Below are 14,342 nucleotides of genomic sequence, written 5' to 3' on the forward strand. Positions count from 1 at the left end.
TCGGGCCGCACGGTCTCCCCCGGCCGCCGGCTCACTCCCCGTCCGACTCGTCCAGCTCCTCCAGCTCCTCGATCGGGTCGAGGTCGTCGCCCAGGAGCTTCCGCACGGCCACGCCCAGCACGACGAGCAGCACGAGGCCGACGAGCGCGCCGACGCCGGGGCCGCGGCCGCCGGACTCGGCGTCCGCACCGTCGGTCTCCTCCGACCCGTCGTCGTCCACGTCGGCCGCGTCGCCGCCGCCCGTGACCGCGGAGGGGGCGAAGTCGAACCCGTCGTGGAAATGCAGCTCGAACAGCGTGAGGTCTGCCATACGCTCCGATACGCCGCGGGACCTGTTATCGGTTCGGGTGTTCCTCCCGGTCCGGGAACGCCGACCCGGGCGGACGGCGGCTCCCCGCGCGGACGGCGCGGACCGCCGGCTTCTTGTCCGGTCCATCCCCGCGGACGGACATGGACACGGACCGGCGCGAGTTCCTCGACGACCTGCTTTCGACCCCGAGCCCCTCGGGATTCGAGATCGACGGCCAGCGCGTCTGGACCGACTACGTCCGCGGGTTCGCCGACGAGGTGTCCGTGGACGCCTACGGCAACGCGGTCGCGGTCCACGAGGGAGGCGACGACGAACCCTCGATCGCGTTCGCCGGACACGCCGACGAGATCGGCTTCCTCGTCCGGCGGGTAACCGACGACGGCTTCCTGCGGCTCACCCGCGTCGGCGGCTCCGACCGGACCGTCTCGAAGGGCCAACACGTCACGGTGCACGCCGACGGCGGCCCGGTGCAGGGCGTGATCGGCCAGACGGCGATCCACCTGCGCGACCCCGCCGATGACGAGGTGGAGGACGTCGCCGAGCAGTTCGTCGACGTGGGCGCGAGCGACGGGGCCGAGGCACGCGAACTCGTCGAGGTCGGCGACCCGGTCACCTTCTCCACGACCGTCGAGGAGCTCCACGGGGACCGGCTTTCGGGGCGTGGCATGGACAACCGCGTCGGGACGTGGACGGCCGCCGAGGGGCTCCGCCGGGCCGTCGAGGCGGACGTCGACGCGACGGTGTACGCCGTCTCGACTGTGCAGGAGGAGGTCGGGCTCAAGGGGGCGCAGATGGTCGGCTTCGACCTCGACCCGGACGTGGCGGTCGCCGCGGACGTGACCCACGCCACCGACAACCCGGACGTGGACGACTCCGCGCGCGGGCCGGTAAAGCTGGGCGCGGGCCCGGTCGTCGGCCGCGGGTCGGCGAACCACCCCCGCGTCGTGGACCTGGCGCGGGCGGCCGCCGAGGGCGACGGCATCGACTACCAGCTACAGGCGGCGGGCTCGCGGACCGGCACCGACGCGGACGCGTTCTTCACCAGCCGCGGCGGGACGCCGTCGCTGAACGTCGGCATCCCGAACCGCTACATGCACACGCCCGTCGAGGTGGTCGACACGACGGACCTCGTCGCCGTCGCGGACCTGTTCGGCGCCATGGCCGAGCGCGCCCCGGAGTTCGCGCCCTACTCGGTCGACGTGTGAGGGCGGCGCCGTCGGCCCGGGGCGGTCCGGCCGTCCCGAGGCCGCCCCGGGCGGACGCGCCGCTCAGAAGCGGTCCCACTCGTAGAACCACCACGCGGCGCCGAGCAGGAGCAGTCCGGCCCCGAACGCCGACGTCGCCGGCTCGGGGAACACGAACAGCAGGAAGCCGACCACGAGCACGGTCGTCGGTGCGAGGTCGTCCGACAGCGAGGACCACTGGAGACCCATGCCCGTCCCGTCGACGCGGGAGAACTTGGAGCTTTCCGCGGTTGCCGGGGCGGTGGATCGTCCGCGTCCCGGCGGGGGATCCCCGGCCGGCTCAGCGCCGGTCGAGCTCGATCTCCTGGCCCTCGATGTCCTCGAAGGCGGCGACGAGGCCGCCGACGCTCACCCGGCCGCCGTCCGGGTCGTCGACGGTGAAGGAGGCGACCTGCTCGGAGGCGTCGTACTCGTAGTCGACGACCGGGCCCTCGACCCGGATCTCGTTGCCCGTCTCCACGTCGCGGCCGGTGACGGCCGCGTGGAAGTCGCCCCCGATCTCGTGGACGTCCTTGACCGCGCGCCGGATGGACGCGTACGTCCGCGGGAACGGCCGGCTCTCGCCGTCGGTCGAGACGGACTCGGCCGTACTCCACAGGACGGTGCCGAAGAAGCCCGAGACGAGAAAGCCAAGCGCCGAGCGGTTGAAGATGACGCCGTAGCGGTCGCGGTCGTCGCGGAGGGCGTCCTGCGTGGCGTACACGGAGTACTCGCCGTCGGCGACCGCGATGACGGGCGTGGTGATGCCGCGCCGGCTCCGCGTCTCCGTCGCCACCGCGTCGTAGTCGAACTCCGCGGTCGAGGGCGCCCGCGAGGCCGGCGTCACCAGCAGCTCCACGGCGACGCCGTCCTCGACGCGCCGTTCGAGCGCCCCGCGGAACCGCCGGAGCAGGTCCGGCGTCAGCGAGACGGCCAGCTCGTACTCGGCGGACTCGATGACCTCCTCCAGGTACCGCAGGATCGTCGAGCGGGACTTCACCAGCGACACCGCCTCCGTGTCGCGGGTGGGCGCCGTGTACCGGGCCTCCAGCTCGTCGACCATCTCCGAGAGCGACGACCGGATGTCGCCGAACGCCTCGTCGGGGTCGACCGCGACGATCTTCATCGGGCGCGACTCGCGAAGCTCCACCAGCCCCCGGTCCGAGAGGCTGCGCACCGTGTCGTACACCCTCGGCTGGGGGATGTCCGTCTCGCTGGCGATCTCCGAGGCCGTCAGCTCCCCGTGTTCCAGCACGGCGAGGTAGGCGTCGATCTCGTACTCCCCGAGGTTGAACCGCTCGCCCACCCGCTCCATCGTCGTCCGCAGGTCGTCGGCCATGTCTCCTCGTTCTCGCCCATCCCTAAGGGTTTTACTGAAAACCGAGTAGTACCGGATTTCGGAACCGCGTGTGCGCCCGACTCCCCCGATGACGACGGTCGTCGGCCGAGACGGCGGCGACGCGCGCTCACATGTACATCCTGTCGAGCGGCTGATCCTCCTCGCGCTGGTCGTCGAGCCGTTCGGCGAGGCCACGGTAGTGCTCCCCGACTTCCCCGGCGAACGCCTCCAGCGGCCCGGTGTCGACGCCGAGGCCGTACACGCGGTCGATCGCCTCGACCAGACGGAGGGCCGCCTCGACGTCCGGCGCCTGCGCGTGCACGGGCGTGACGAAGACGCCGACGCCGAGGTCGGACTCCATCCCCCGGGCCATCAGTGCCGCGTTCGTGCCGTCGAGGAAACCGTTCCCCATCGGGGGGATCGCCGGATCGGTCGCGGGCCCCGTCGCCGGGTCCGTGCCCGGGTCGTCATCGGCGGCGGAACTGTCCGCGGCTCCGTCGGCCGTCGGGTCGGGTGCCGCCGCGGCCAACGCGGGCGAGTGCGCCTCCCGGTAATCGTCGCTGGCGATGTAGAACGCCCTGTGCTCGTCGGGCCCGTGGGCGAACGGGACGCCCGAGAGGACGGCGACCTCCTCGACGCCCCCCTCCTCGGTCCAGTCGAGGATCGCCCGCGAGAACGGCTCGGCGAGCGTGTTCGGGACGAACAGCTCCCCGACGAGCACCGACACGTCGAGGTCGGGCCGGGAGAACAGCCGCGTCGGATACCGCGGCCGTCCGTTCTCGAACGGCGTGATCGTCGGCAGGCCCTCGGTCCGGATGTGACCGGTCCGCTCCAGCTCCAGGTGGTCGACGAGGTAGTCGGCGGCGGTCAGCCCGGCGAGGCCGAACTGCGAGAACCCGGCGACGACGGTGCTCGACGGCTCCGTCTCCGTTGCCACGTGAAAGGCGGGACGGTCGGCGCGTTCCTCCATGGGACCCGATCGTGCGACACGGTGTTATCCCTACCGGGCGGACGAGGACCGAGGAGGGACACGCGACCGCCCGGTGTGGCGGGCGACCGCGTGAGGGGAACGCTTTTTCGCGCCGGCGCCGACGCCCGCGGTATGCACTCGGGGACGACCGCCGCGCCCGCGGCCGCGGTACCGCTCACGTCGGTCGGGGGGCTGCTGGAGCGGATAGCCGCCGCGTACCAGTCGGCGCTGGCCGTACCCGGCGTCGCCATCGCCGTCGTCGTCCTGTTCGTCGCCGTCGGGGCGGTCGTCTCCACGTACGCCCTCCGCCTGCTCGGGCGGCCCGTCGCCCGCCGGTTCGACCGCGAGTCGGTCGCACACGTCGTTCTCAGGGGGATCCGCCTCGTGGTCATCCTCCTGTTCGGCGCGGCCGGCCTCTCGGCGGCGGGCGTGGAACTGGGCAACATCGTCCTCTCGGTGACGGTGTTCTCGGCGGTGGTCGGCGTCGTGCTCGCGCCGATCGTCGGGTCGATCATCAGCGGCGTGTTCGTGCTGGCGGACCAGCCGTTCGAGATCGGCGACATGGTCGAACTCCCCGACGGGACCCGCGGCTTCGTCGAGGACGTCACCCTGCGCTACACGAAGGTGTTCACCGTCGACAACACCTTCGAGGTGATCCCGAACTCCTACATCCGCGACCACCGGGTCACGAACCTCTCGGCCGAGGACGAGCGCACGCGCCTCTCGCTGCCGATCCTCGTCACATACGAGTCGGACATCGAGCGCGCACGGTCGCTGATCGAGCGCGCGGCCGCCTCCTGCGAGTCGGTGATCGAGGGGGGTCCGGACATCCGGATCGGCGTCGCCCGCTACCCCGCCAAACCCACCTGCTACATCGACAACTTCGGCGACCACGGCGTCGAGATCACCCTGCGCTACTGGGCGAAGAACCCGTTCAAGCCGCTGACCGTCCGCTCGCAGGTCCAGACCGCCGTCTGGGACATCCTCGAGTCCGACGACTCCATCGACGTGGAGTTCGCCTACCCGCACAGCCACCTCGTGTTCGACGACACCAGCGGCGTCGCGCAGGTGACGATGCGGGACGAGGCCGCCGTCTCGCACGAGCGCGCGACGCACGAGTCACACGCCGCGGCCGGGACGGACGGCGTCCCCGACGGCGGCGGGTCCGAGGAGGACTGAGCGTCCGCGGCCGTTCAGTCCTGGAGTTCGAACGCGACCTCGACCTCCGCCTGGTACTCTCGCTCCTCGACGGAGGCGACCTCGACCCCGAACTCCGTCACCTCGACCCAGTGTACCTCGTCCAGCGTCTCCTCGGCGCGGTCGATCGCGTCGTCCGTGGCGGCGTCGAAACTCTCGGTACTCCGGCCGATCAGCGTGATCTTCTTGAAGACCATCCCACACGTCCGCTCTCCGGCGCGGCCCAAAAAAGTATCCGCGGGCGCACAACGCCCCCGAGGTGCCCCGCCGGCGACACGCGCGCCCAACGGTGCCGCGGCGGGAGCCCGTCCGAACCCCCGTCAGCGCGTGCCGCGGCGGCGGTCGATCCGCTCGGTCACCGCGTCGGCCACGTCGGTGAGGTGGGCGGTCCCCCAGACGGCGACGATGACGGCACCGGCAAGGTCGAACACGAGGTCGTAGATGGTGTCCTCCAGCCCGTACTGCGTGAGCACGCTCCCGGAGCCGATGGCCGCCGCGGCGCCGCCGATGGCGAACTCCAGCACCTCCCAGAACACGCCGAAGGCGGCGACGAACACCAGGATGAACACGAACATGAACCGCGACGGGAGGTACACCGCCTCGGTGTGCTCGTCGATCGCTCGGGCGACGGTGTAGCCCACGGCCGCGACGACCGACGCCGACAGCGCGTGGGTGACGTGGTCCCAGAAGGGGATCGGGCTCCCGTCGGCGTAGAGGTTCCCGGTCACCCCCGGTATCCCGGCGACGCCGAGCGCGTGCAGGAAGACGGCCGTGGTGATCCACAGCGTCAGCCCGGCGTCCATCGGGAGGTCGTACTCGCGCTCCAGCGCCGCGGGGAGGAACGTCACCCCGAGCGCCACGAGGCCGTTGACGATCAGCCCCGTCGAGCCGCGCTCGATCCCGATCCCGAGGAACATGACCATCAGCACCTGCATCGCGCGCGTCGCCTGCTCCTGTCGCCGCCTGGAGACCCCGAGTACGTCGCGGAGCCTCACGCCTCGACCACCTCGACGTCGACCCGGTCGGAGCCGGCGGCGCGCCGCCGGAAGTAGTACTCGAACAGCAAGCCGGCGAGGATACCCGCGACGGTGGCCGCGACGAAGTCCCACATCAGCGCCGTCTCGACGACGTGCTCTGGGCGCCCGTCGAGCATGTGCCGGGTGCCGAGGAGCGTGTCGGAGAAGTACCGGACGACGGCCCACACGCCCGCCGCGGCCATCGTCGCGATGGTCACGAAGAAGACGGCGAACGAGTGCGTCATGCGGACGGGGGTGAACACGTCCAGTTCGACGGCGACGATGAGCGCGACCGCCGCCACCGCGAGATACGTCGTCACCCGTCCGGTGAACGTGATGCCGCCGACGGTTTCCCCGACGATCAGCGTCCGACCGACCGCCGGGAGCGACGCCAGCGCCAGCACCTCCCACGGCAGCATCGCGGTCGCGTTCCGGTAGGCGACCGGGGGAACGACGGCGACCGCGACCAGCGCGAGCACGAACGCCCCCCATACCCGCTCGCCCGAGACGACCTCTCCGGCTCCGCTGACCGCGAGGAACGCGAGGACCGTCCACCCGACCGCCGCGTTCGCCCGCCGGTCCTCGACGACGGTCCGGAGCCCCGACTGCGTCATGGAAGCCGCTATGCGGCGCCGGGGTGTAAATCGGTCGGCCCGCGCCGCCTGGCGGTTCCCTCCCCGGTCCGGCCCTCACGCGGTCCGTCGGACCCTCACGCGACGCCCGCGAGGTAGGCGAGCAGGTAGGCGAGCCACGCGACGGTCACCGCGGTCAGCCCGGTGAACAGGGCGCGCTCGACCCCGGGGCGGACGAACTCCGGCGAGAGCGCCGCGCGCCCCCGGCGGCGGATCCGAACCGGCGCGACCCCGACGGCTCCGACCGCGAGCACCGAGAAGACGAACGGGTACGAGAGGTCGAGCGTCGGTGCGGGGATGAGGAACGCGCCGGCGGCGTAGCCCGCGCCGGCGATCGCGAGCGGGTCGACGCGACGCTGGAGGTCGAACCGCCCCGTGGGTCGGCCGTCGCGCTCGGCGCGGAGGCGGCTCCACACCAGCGCCGCCGCCCAGACGGTCGCCAGCTCCAGCGCGAACGCGCCCAGCAGGTGGAGGGTCGGGTCCGCCGATAGCGCCACCCGTGCGGTCACCACGTCGGTGGAGAGGGGGTAGAGGAACGCCGGCGGCTCCCCGGTGAACAGGTCGCCGAAGGGGTGCGAGACGAGGCCGGCGAGCGCGAGCGCGAACGTCGCCCGCGGCGTCAGGTCGGTCCGTCGTCGGATCCCCTCGGCCAGCGCGAGCGCGGTGGCGACGAACGCGACGGTCACGAAGGCACCGAGGGCGCCGCTGACGGTCGCCGTGACCGCGACCAGGCCGGCGACGAGCGCGAGCGCGACGGCCCTGGCGCTCGCGCGGCCGTCGACCCACGCCGCGGCCGCGAGCGCGACGACGGGGGCGACGACGAGCGAGTGGGTCACCGACCGGTGGACGACGTTCCCGGTCGACCAGAACGACTCGGCCAGCCCCAGCGCGCCCGCGCCCGCGCTCAGTCCCGAGGCGACGCCGACGAGCGCGTAGCCGATGTCGACGTCGGGGGAGGCGGCGAACAGCCCCGCGACGACGCCGAACGTGAGCGCACGCGCCGGTCGCTCGCCGAGGCGCCGGGTGACCACGGCGACGAGCGCGAACGCCGCCAGCGCGTGTCCCACGAACATAGCGCGTACTACCACCTCATCGGATTTAAACTCGCGGCAGAAACCGTGACACGGTAGCACGCCGCAATCCCCTCGTCAGGCGGGATCGCACGAGGGCCCCGATCGGGCGACCGTGCGCGTCCCTCGCCGGATCCCGCCGTTCAGTCGTCCGTCGGCGCCGCCGCCTGTCGGTCCGACTCGGCGTCGCCGATCTTCGTCCACTTCTTCTCTATCTCGGCGTTGCCGCGGACGACGGTGTCGTCGTCGACGGCGAGGCGGGTCTTGCGGAGCTCGATCGACTTCACGACGCCGACCGTGCCGCCGATGTCGACGGTGTCGCCGGGGTTGAAGTCCTCGTCGCGCAGGAGGTAGACCCCGGCGACGGCGTCGGCGATCATCCCGGACGTGGCGTAGGAGATGCCGAGCGCGACGAACCCGGCGGCCGTGCCCAGCGACGTGGCGATGCCGTCGAGGCCGACGATGGAGAGGAACGAGAGGCCGACGCCGAACCACAGGAACACGGCGACGATGGTCGCGACGAACTGACGGTACACCGGCGACTCGCCGCCGATCGTCCGCTTGAGCGCCGCCCTGAGGGCTGTCATGAACAGCTTGATCCCGAGGCCCGCGATGATCAGGAAGACGACGCCGGCCAGCACGTTCGGCAGGGCCCCGACCAGGTCGTCCACGAACCGCGTGAGCGCCTCCCGAACGAGTTCGGATCCGGACTGCAGGGGGAGCGAGACGAGCATGGCACCGACTGCGGCCGGGTCCCCCTTATGTGCGGTGTTCGTGGCGACGGTGTCGTCTCCCCGCCGCGGCTTCGCCGAAGGCTCGCCGCCGACGGCCGTCCCCTCGCTCGCTGCGTTCGCATCCGGGACGCGATCTTCCGGGCGGAGCGGCACAGGACCGCTCCGCGGTCGTGCCGTCGTCTCGTCCCCTCCGGTCGTTCGAAGACGCTATTCGTGCGCGGCGTCCCACTCCTCCGGCTTCCGGATGTTCCCGCACTCGTTGCACTCGATCCGCCCCATCGAGTCCATCGCGTTGTTCACCGTCTCGCAGTTGCCACAGAGGAAGCCCCAGCGCGTGTCTCCCTCGTCGTCCGCGTACACGTGGAAGAACGGGGCCTTCGCCCCGCGTTCGCCGCCCGCCCGGTCGACGTACAGGTCGCCGGCGGCGGTCTCGACAGTGTCGAGGTTCATACCGTCGGAAGGGGGCGGGCGCTGTTAAGCGGTCTGGGTCGGCGCGAACGACGGGCGGGCCGCGAGAACACCGACTACGTCCTGAACGACTCGCCGCAGCCGCACTCGGCCTCGACGTTCGGGTTCTCGACGTGGAACCCCGCCGCCTGCAGGCCGGACTCGTAATCGAGCGTCGAGCCGCCGATGTAGTTCATCGACGACGGGTCGACGAACACGCGCAGGCCGTGCTGTTCGGTCACGCGGTCGTCGTCCTCGGGCTCGTTGTCGAAGCGCATGCCGTAGGAGAGCCCCGCACAGCCGCCCTGCTGGACGAACAGGCGGAGCCCGCCGACGTCGGTGTCCATCCCCTCGCGCTCCATCAGGGAGATGGCCTCCTCCGCCGCCGCCGGCGTCACCGTGACGGCCGCGTCGAGCTCGCCGCCTCCGGACGCGTCGGTACTCATGGTGGATGGATCCGAGCACAGGGGTATAACCCTGACGCCGGCTGGCACGGACCGCCGGTTCCGACGGGGTCCGCGGGCGCCCGACGCGGCCCCGCGGCCTTCGGTTGGGGGTCACACTCGGGCGTCGGCGACGAGCGAGCCCTCCTCGACGGCGTCGGCCTCGACGGTCACCCCGCGAAAGCCCGCCCGGCGGAGCGCGGCCGCGAGCCCCTCGCCGTCGAACGTCCGGATCGACTCGCGCTCGCGGGCGACGGCCGTCTCCCCGGTCCGGCGGTCCGTGACGCGGTAGTCGGACACGCGTCGCAGGTCGCCGGTGCCGTCGCCGGCGACGACCGCGTCGACGGCGCGCTCGACCACGTACCGCTCGTCGCGGAACACCGACGGCGACGGCTCCCGGACCGCCCGTTCGTCGGCCGCCGCGTCGACGACGACCGTACCGCCGTCGTGGAGATGTCGCCGGAGGGTGGCCAGCCCGCGGTCGAGCGCGTCGCCGTGGAGGCGTCCGGTCAGGTGGTCGAGCGCGACCGCCGCGTCGAACCGACGGTCGAGGTCGAGGTCCGGCGCGGAGACGTCGGCCTCGACGAGCGACACGCCCCCGGCGGCGGCGACCCGGTCCGCCGCGAGCGAGAGCAGTTCGGCGGAGTCGTCGACTCCCACGACGGCGCCGTGTCGGTCCGCCAGCATCGGGAGCAGGCGGCCGACGCCGCACCCCGCGTTCAGGACGGAGCGGGCGCTCGTCGGGACGCGTTCGGCGACGGCCCGGACCTGGGCGTCGTATCGCGACCCCGCGGACGCCGCCACCCGGTCGTAGAGGGGGGCGAGCGTCGTGTACAGCGAGTGGTCCCCGTCCGGGTCGGAGAGCACCGCGGCGCACGCGTCCGCGAACGTCGGCATCGATCGAACTACGGCCACGAACGGTATAGCCGTACTGGGAGGTCCCGTCACGCGGCCGAACGCCCGGAACCGCGGCGGCTGCCCCGGCCCCGGAGCGTTCCCTCCCGCTACTCCTCGTCCTCGAACCGCGTCCGAACGCTCTCCGCGTGGGCCTCCAGCCCCTCCGCCTCCGCCAGCGTCGTCACGGTCTCCGAGAGGTCGCGCAGGCCGTCCGCCGAGAGTCGCTGGACCGTCGACGAGCGCAGGAACGTCGCGGTCGACAGCCCGCCGAACGCCTTCGCGCCCCCGTTCGTCGGCAGCACGTGGTTCGTCCCGGAGGCGTAGTCGCCGGCGGCGACGGGGGTGTATCGCCCGAGGAACGCCGAGCCGACGTTCGAGACCCGGTCGAGCAGCTCCTCGTCGGCCTCGGCCTGGATCGAGAGGTGCTCCGCGGCGTACTCCTCGGCGAACAGCACGGCCTCGGGCATCGAGCGGGCGACGAGCACGCCGGAAGCGTCGTTCTCCAGGGCCGCCTCGACGGTCTCGGCCCGTTCGCGCTCGGGCGCGCGCGCCTCGACCTCCTCGCAGACCGCCTTCGCGACCGCCTCGGAGTCCGTCACCGCCACGACGGAGGCGTTCGGGTCGTGTTCCGCCTGCGCCAGCAGGTCCGCGGCGACCGCCGCGGGGTCGGCGGTGTCGTCGGCGAGCACGAGGACCTCCGAGGGCCCCGCGAGGAAGTCTATCTCCACGTCGTCGCGGACCTCCGCCTTCGCCGCCGTGACCCACTTGTTGCCCGGGCCGACCACCTTCCGGACGCTCGTGACGGTCTCGGTGCCGTACGCGAGCGCGGCGATCCCTTGCGCGCCCCCCGCCGAGTACACCGCGTCGGCGCCCGCCTCGTGGATCGCCGCGAGCGTCGCCGGGTTGATCTCATCGGCCGGCGGCGTGACGACCGAGACGTGGTCGACGCCGGCCACCGTCGCGGGGACGACCCCCATGACCGCCGACGAGGGGTACGCCGCCGTCCCGCCGGGGACGTACACGCCGACGCGGTCGATGGGGCGGAAACGCTTCCCGAGCTCGCGGCCGTCGTCGAACTCGCGCGTCCAGTCCTCCGGGAGCTGTGCCTCGTGGAACTCGCGGACGTTCGCGATCGACTCGCGGATCGCCGCGAGCACGTCGTCGTCGACCGCGTCGACCGCCCGCTCGGCCTCGTCGGTCACGTCGAGGTTCGCCACCTCGACGCCGTCGAACTCCCGGGTGAACTCCCGGATCGCGGCGTCGCCCTCGCGTCGGACGCGCTCGACGATGTCGCGTACGTCGCCGCGCACCGCGTCGACGCCGGCGTCGCGCTCGAAGAACGCCCGGCGCTCCTCCGGCGAGAGGTCGGCCACCTGTCTCGGCTCCATGCCCGGACCGTGGCGCCCCGGGGGTAAACCGTTCCCGGAACGCGTATACGGAGCGCGCCGAAGGCCCGGACGATGACGGAGGACCCCGGTCGGGTTTCGGGCGGCGACCGCGGACGCGACGACGACCGTGGGGACCTCGACCCGCGGGACCCGCGCCGCGAGTACGACGACCTGATCGTGAACCGGGTCGACGCCGAGCGCCCGGCAGCGGAACTGCGCGCCCTCCGCGCGGGCAACGAGGCGATCCGGGAGGGATGGGTCGCCGTCGGCCTCACGCTGGACCCGATGGGACGGGTGCTGGTGGTCGATCAGGCGGACCGCGGGGTGGCGGTGCCGGGCGGGACGGCGCTCCCCGGCGAACCCCTGGCCGACGCCGTCGAGCGGGAGGTGTGCGAGGAGACGGGCGTCGACGTGGAGGCCGTCCGTCCGCACGCCGTCCACGACGAGACGATCCGGGCCGGCGACGGGTCCGTCCCGGCGACGCCGTTCCGGGTCGTCCACTTCGAGGCGCGCACGGCCCGGCCGACGACGCCGGACGACCTCGCGAGCCTCGGCGACGACGACGAGACGGTCCGCGCGGTCGAGTGGCGCGAGGAGCTCCCGCCGGACGTGTTCGGGGGCGACCTCGTCGAGCGCGTGTACGACCGTATCCGATGACCCCCGGCGTCCGAACGGCCGCCCGGACCCGGCTACGCGCCGAGCTCCCGGTCCTCGCCCGCGGCGACGCAGTCGCCGGCCTCCTCGGGATCGCCGCCCTCCCGCCCGTCGTCCGCATCCGTCACCTCCCGCCAGTAGAAGCGCGGCCCCAGCACGAGGTAGCCCAGCGCGAGGAACAGCAGCGCGAACGCGAACGACTCCCCGGCCATCCCCGTGAGCAGGACCGCCAGCGCCTGCACCGCCCCCATCACGAGCGCGTCCTGGGGGTGGAGGTCCGGGTAGCGGATCGGCGTCACCATCAGCGGCGCCGACAGCGCCGCGAGGCCGAGCACCACCGCCGGCGACCCCAGGCCCGCCAGCACCGACGCCGCGATAACCGTCGCCGCCAGCGTCGTCTGGACGCCGTGGGTCGTCTTCGCCCCGGAGTCCTCCACGGTGTAGACGGCGAGGCGAACGACCGCGAGCGCGACGTAGACCGCCGGGACGAGCAGGCCGGCGGCGTACACCAGCGGCGCGGTGTCGAACGGGTAGGCACCGGTGACGGTCGCCGCGACCAGCAGCGCGGGCGCGACGCCGAAGGAGGCCACGTCCGCCAGCGAGTCGAGGTGCGGGCCGACCGCGGTGCCGCCGTACCGACGCGCGATCACCCCGTCGAGGCCGTCCGCGATGGCGGCCAGGAGGACGAGCCGCGCCGCGAGCGTCGGGTCGACCGCGACGAGCGCTGCCGCCAGCGTCCCCAGCGCGGCGTTCCCGGCGGTGACGGCGTCGGCGAGCCCGAGCCGCGAGAGGAACCGCGGGCGGTCGGTCATACCCGGCCGGACGGCAGCGCTCGCCGTATGTTTTCTCATCCCGACCGGCGCGTAGGGCCGCCGCAGTCGGCGCCGGATCGCGCCCCATAAACCGATCCCACCCCTATGGCGAGCCATGAACCGACGCCGCTTCCTCGCGGCCGCCGGCGCCGGCGCGTCGCTCCCCCTGGCCGGCTGTGCGGCCGTCCTCCCGGGGTCGGCCGAGGACGACTACGACGTCGGGATGACCGCCCAGGCGTTCACGCCGTACGAGGTCACCGTCTCCGTCGGGGAGACGGTCGTCTGGGAGAACACCTCGACGCGCGCCCACTCCGTGACGGCCTACGGGGACCGGATCCCGGAGGGGGCCGACTACTTCGCCACCGGCGGCTACGACTCGGAGGCGGCCGCCCGGGAGGCGTGGGACGGGAGCGACGGCGCCATCACCGCGGGTCAGCGCTTCTCGCACACCTTCGAGGTGCCGGGCGACTACACGTACTTCTGCATCCCCCACGAGCAGGCCGGGATGGTCGGCGTGGTCCGCGTCGAGGAGTGAGCGTCGCGCGCCGGGACCGTCGGTCGGAGCCTCGCCCCGGTGAGAGACGCGCTCACAGGCCGGCCGGGCACAAGACGTTTACCCGATTGTGAACTATTCACACACCGGACCGAATGAGCATCGTCGAACGCGTCGCCGACCTGCTCGCGCGGGACCGGGCGGACCTGTACCGCTGCGGGGACTGCGCGGAACGGGTGTCGGCTCCCGTCGGCGAATCCGTCGCCACCTGCCCGCACTGCGGGTCGGAGGACGTCGCCCTCGTCACGAGACGGACGAAGGTGTGACCGACGCCGACCGCGTCGGGACGCCCCTCACGGATCGGTAGCCGGGGATCCGTTCGTTCGCCGTGTACTCCCGTCGACAGGGCCCCTCGCGTCGAACCGTCGTGTTGAACCCACCGGACACGGCGAAATATGTTTGTGAATCGGTCACGAAGGACCGCTTGCCGGGGTGAGCACCGGTGAGCCTCATCGAGAACGTCAAGGACATGGTCACGTCCGAGCGGAGAGACGTCTACCAGTGTGATTCGTGCGGGGAGACCACGCGCGTCGAGGTCGGCACCGAGCCGGACGCGTGTCCCGCCTGCGACGCCGACGAACTCACGCTGGTCAACCGCCGTGCGAAGGTGTGAGCGCTCGACGACCGCTCCCCCGTTTTTCGCGTCCGCCTCCCGAC

General features: G+C 72.6%; 20 protein-coding genes. 6 read left to right on the plus strand and 14 right to left on the minus strand.

Annotated features, from left to right (window positions below; translation table 11 throughout):
- Window positions 1-31: 31 nt before the first annotated feature.
- Window positions 32-310 carry a hypothetical protein gene (locus tag ACQUQ1_RS08930; RefSeq protein WP_435063932.1) on the minus strand — a complete coding sequence of 93 codons (279 nt, stop codon included), beginning with the start codon at window positions 308-310 and terminating at the stop codon, window positions 32-34.
- A 140-nt stretch (window positions 311-450) separates the two neighbouring features.
- Here ACQUQ1_RS08930 and ACQUQ1_RS08935 point away from each other — a divergent pair, with 140 nt between their 5' ends.
- The gene (locus ACQUQ1_RS08935) at window positions 451-1,515 is read left to right on the plus strand and encodes a M42 family peptidase (RefSeq protein ID WP_435063933.1); all 1,065 of its coding nucleotides are present in this window, start codon (window positions 451-453) and stop codon (window positions 1,513-1,515) included.
- Window positions 1,516-1,578: 63 nt separating this feature from the next.
- Here ACQUQ1_RS08935 and ACQUQ1_RS08940 read toward each other — a convergent pair whose 3' ends face one another.
- From ACQUQ1_RS08940 to ACQUQ1_RS08950, 3 genes are all read right to left on the minus strand, one after another.
- Complete coding sequence (locus ACQUQ1_RS08940) at window positions 1,579-1,743, minus strand: hypothetical protein (RefSeq protein WP_435063934.1); 165 nt, start codon at window positions 1,741-1,743, stop codon at window positions 1,579-1,581.
- A gap of 91 nt (window positions 1,744-1,834) precedes the next feature.
- The gene (gene trmB, locus ACQUQ1_RS08945; RefSeq protein WP_435063935.1) at window positions 1,835-2,872 is read right to left on the minus strand and encodes an HTH-type sugar sensing transcriptional regulator TrmB; all 1,038 of its coding nucleotides are present in this window, start codon (window positions 2,870-2,872) and stop codon (window positions 1,835-1,837) included.
- 127 nt (window positions 2,873-2,999) lie between these two features.
- On the minus strand, window positions 3,000-3,842 hold the full coding sequence (locus ACQUQ1_RS08950; RefSeq protein WP_435063936.1) for a proteasome assembly chaperone family protein: 843 nt from the start codon (window positions 3,840-3,842) through the stop codon (window positions 3,000-3,002).
- Between the two features lie 132 nt (window positions 3,843-3,974).
- On the opposite strand from ACQUQ1_RS08950, the gene ACQUQ1_RS08955 reads away from it, so the two are divergent.
- Window positions 3,975-5,021 carry a mechanosensitive ion channel family protein gene (locus ACQUQ1_RS08955; protein WP_435063937.1) on the plus strand — a complete coding sequence of 349 codons (1,047 nt, stop codon included), beginning with the start codon at window positions 3,975-3,977 and terminating at the stop codon, window positions 5,019-5,021.
- Between the two features lie 14 nt (window positions 5,022-5,035).
- On the opposite strand, the gene ACQUQ1_RS08960 is transcribed toward ACQUQ1_RS08955, so the two are convergent.
- From ACQUQ1_RS08960 to hisD, 9 genes are all read right to left on the minus strand, one after another.
- Window positions 5,036-5,236, minus strand: coding sequence for a dodecin (locus ACQUQ1_RS08960; protein ID WP_435063938.1), 201 nt, complete (start codon window positions 5,234-5,236; stop codon window positions 5,036-5,038).
- Window positions 5,237-5,359: 123 nt separating this feature from the next.
- On the minus strand, window positions 5,360-6,034 hold the full coding sequence (locus ACQUQ1_RS08965) for a hypothetical protein (protein WP_435063939.1): 675 nt from the start codon (window positions 6,032-6,034) through the stop codon (window positions 5,360-5,362).
- The gene (locus ACQUQ1_RS08970) at window positions 6,031-6,669 is read right to left on the minus strand and encodes a hypothetical protein (RefSeq protein WP_435063940.1); all 639 of its coding nucleotides are present in this window, start codon (window positions 6,667-6,669) and stop codon (window positions 6,031-6,033) included. The genes ACQUQ1_RS08965 and ACQUQ1_RS08970 overlap by 4 nt, the downstream gene beginning before the upstream one ends.
- A 95-nt stretch (window positions 6,670-6,764) precedes the next feature.
- Window positions 6,765-7,760, minus strand: a complete 996-nt coding sequence (locus ACQUQ1_RS08975; RefSeq protein ID WP_435063941.1) for a metal-dependent hydrolase — start codon at window positions 7,758-7,760, stop codon at window positions 6,765-6,767.
- A 140-nt stretch (window positions 7,761-7,900) separates the two neighbouring features.
- Window positions 7,901-8,491 (minus strand): mechanosensitive ion channel domain-containing protein, encoded by a 591-nt coding sequence (locus tag ACQUQ1_RS08980; RefSeq protein WP_435064127.1) that lies wholly within the window; start codon window positions 8,489-8,491, stop codon window positions 7,901-7,903.
- A gap of 207 nt (window positions 8,492-8,698) precedes the next feature.
- Complete coding sequence (locus ACQUQ1_RS08985) at window positions 8,699-8,941, minus strand: DUF5816 domain-containing protein (RefSeq protein WP_435063942.1); 243 nt, start codon at window positions 8,939-8,941, stop codon at window positions 8,699-8,701.
- A 74-nt stretch (window positions 8,942-9,015) separates the two neighbouring features.
- Window positions 9,016-9,384: a HesB/IscA family protein gene (locus tag ACQUQ1_RS08990; protein WP_435063943.1), complete on the minus strand. Its 369-nt coding sequence runs from the start codon at window positions 9,382-9,384 to the stop codon at window positions 9,016-9,018.
- Window positions 9,385-9,495: 111 nt separating this feature from the next.
- Window positions 9,496-10,278 (minus strand): class I SAM-dependent methyltransferase, encoded by a 783-nt coding sequence (locus ACQUQ1_RS08995; protein WP_435063944.1) that lies wholly within the window; start codon window positions 10,276-10,278, stop codon window positions 9,496-9,498.
- Window positions 10,279-10,385: 107 nt separating this feature from the next.
- Complete coding sequence (gene hisD / locus ACQUQ1_RS09000) at window positions 10,386-11,666, minus strand: histidinol dehydrogenase (protein WP_435063945.1); 1,281 nt, start codon at window positions 11,664-11,666, stop codon at window positions 10,386-10,388.
- Window positions 11,667-11,738: 72 nt separating this feature from the next.
- Here hisD and ACQUQ1_RS09005 point away from each other — a divergent pair, with 72 nt between their 5' ends.
- Window positions 11,739-12,323, plus strand: coding sequence for an NUDIX hydrolase (locus tag ACQUQ1_RS09005; protein ID WP_435063946.1), 585 nt, complete (start codon window positions 11,739-11,741; stop codon window positions 12,321-12,323).
- 32 nt (window positions 12,324-12,355) lie between these two features.
- On the opposite strand, the gene ACQUQ1_RS09010 is transcribed toward ACQUQ1_RS09005, so the two are convergent.
- Entirely contained in the window at window positions 12,356-13,132 is a 777-nt protein-coding gene (locus ACQUQ1_RS09010; RefSeq protein ID WP_435063947.1) for a protein sorting system archaetidylserine synthase, read from the minus strand.
- 115 nt (window positions 13,133-13,247) lie between these two features.
- On the opposite strand from ACQUQ1_RS09010, the gene ACQUQ1_RS09015 reads away from it, so the two are divergent.
- The 3 genes from ACQUQ1_RS09015 to ACQUQ1_RS09025 all read left to right on the plus strand — a co-directional run bounded on the left by ACQUQ1_RS09015 (window position 13,248) and on the right by ACQUQ1_RS09025 (window position 14,298).
- Window positions 13,248-13,667 carry a cupredoxin domain-containing protein gene (locus ACQUQ1_RS09015; RefSeq protein WP_435063948.1) on the plus strand — a complete coding sequence of 140 codons (420 nt, stop codon included), beginning with the start codon at window positions 13,248-13,250 and terminating at the stop codon, window positions 13,665-13,667.
- 113 nt (window positions 13,668-13,780) lie between these two features.
- A complete protein-coding gene (locus tag ACQUQ1_RS09020; RefSeq protein WP_435063949.1) occupies window positions 13,781-13,951 on the plus strand; it encodes a hypothetical protein in 171 nt (56 codons plus the stop codon).
- A gap of 176 nt (window positions 13,952-14,127) precedes the next feature.
- Window positions 14,128-14,298, plus strand: a complete 171-nt coding sequence (locus ACQUQ1_RS09025; protein WP_435063950.1) for a hypothetical protein — start codon at window positions 14,128-14,130, stop codon at window positions 14,296-14,298.
- Window positions 14,299-14,342 lie beyond the last annotated feature (44 nt).

The organism is Halobaculum sp. EA56, from assembly GCF_051195075.1.
In the GTDB taxonomy this organism is placed as follows: domain Archaea; phylum Halobacteriota; class Halobacteria; order Halobacteriales; family Haloferacaceae; genus Halobaculum.

Bases quoted from the DNA above. Each gene is read 5' to 3' on its own strand.
- ACQUQ1_RS08970 (WP_435063940.1), bottom strand. From the start codon at position 6,669: ATGACGCAGTCGGGGCTCCGGACCGTCGTCGAGGACCGGCGGGCGAAC.
- hisD (WP_435063945.1), bottom strand. From the start codon at position 11,666: ATGGAGCCGAGACAGGTGGCCGACCTCTCGCCGGAGGAGCGCCGGGCG.
- ACQUQ1_RS08940 (WP_435063934.1), bottom strand. From the start codon at position 1,743: ATGGGTCTCCAGTGGTCCTCGCTGTCGGACGACCTCGCACCGACGACC.
- ACQUQ1_RS08950 (WP_435063936.1), bottom strand. From the start codon at position 3,842: ATGGAGGAACGCGCCGACCGTCCCGCCTTTCACGTGGCAACGGAGACG.
- ACQUQ1_RS09010 (WP_435063947.1), bottom strand. From the start codon at position 13,132: ATGACCGACCGCCCGCGGTTCCTCTCGCGGCTCGGGCTCGCCGACGCC.
- ACQUQ1_RS08960 (WP_435063938.1), bottom strand. From the start codon at position 5,236: ATGGTCTTCAAGAAGATCACGCTGATCGGCCGGAGTACCGAGAGTTTC.
- ACQUQ1_RS08990 (WP_435063943.1), bottom strand. From the start codon at position 9,384: ATGAGTACCGACGCGTCCGGAGGCGGCGAGCTCGACGCGGCCGTCACG.
- ACQUQ1_RS08935 (WP_435063933.1), top strand. From the start codon at position 451: ATGGACACGGACCGGCGCGAGTTCCTCGACGACCTGCTTTCGACCCCG.
- ACQUQ1_RS08980 (WP_435064127.1), bottom strand. From the start codon at position 8,491: ATGCTCGTCTCGCTCCCCCTGCAGTCCGGATCCGAACTCGTTCGGGAG.
- ACQUQ1_RS09005 (WP_435063946.1), top strand. From the start codon at position 11,739: ATGACGGAGGACCCCGGTCGGGTTTCGGGCGGCGACCGCGGACGCGAC.
- ACQUQ1_RS09020 (WP_435063949.1), top strand. From the start codon at position 13,781: ATGAGCATCGTCGAACGCGTCGCCGACCTGCTCGCGCGGGACCGGGCG.
- ACQUQ1_RS08955 (WP_435063937.1), top strand. From the start codon at position 3,975: ATGCACTCGGGGACGACCGCCGCGCCCGCGGCCGCGGTACCGCTCACG.
- trmB (WP_435063935.1), bottom strand. From the start codon at position 2,872: ATGGCCGACGACCTGCGGACGACGATGGAGCGGGTGGGCGAGCGGTTC.
- ACQUQ1_RS08930 (WP_435063932.1), bottom strand. From the start codon at position 310: ATGGCAGACCTCACGCTGTTCGAGCTGCATTTCCACGACGGGTTCGAC.
- ACQUQ1_RS08975 (WP_435063941.1), bottom strand. From the start codon at position 7,760: ATGTTCGTGGGACACGCGCTGGCGGCGTTCGCGCTCGTCGCCGTGGTC.
- ACQUQ1_RS08995 (WP_435063944.1), bottom strand. From the start codon at position 10,278: ATGCCGACGTTCGCGGACGCGTGCGCCGCGGTGCTCTCCGACCCGGAC.
- ACQUQ1_RS09015 (WP_435063948.1), top strand. From the start codon at position 13,248: ATGAACCGACGCCGCTTCCTCGCGGCCGCCGGCGCCGGCGCGTCGCTC.
- ACQUQ1_RS08985 (WP_435063942.1), bottom strand. From the start codon at position 8,941: ATGAACCTCGACACTGTCGAGACCGCCGCCGGCGACCTGTACGTCGAC.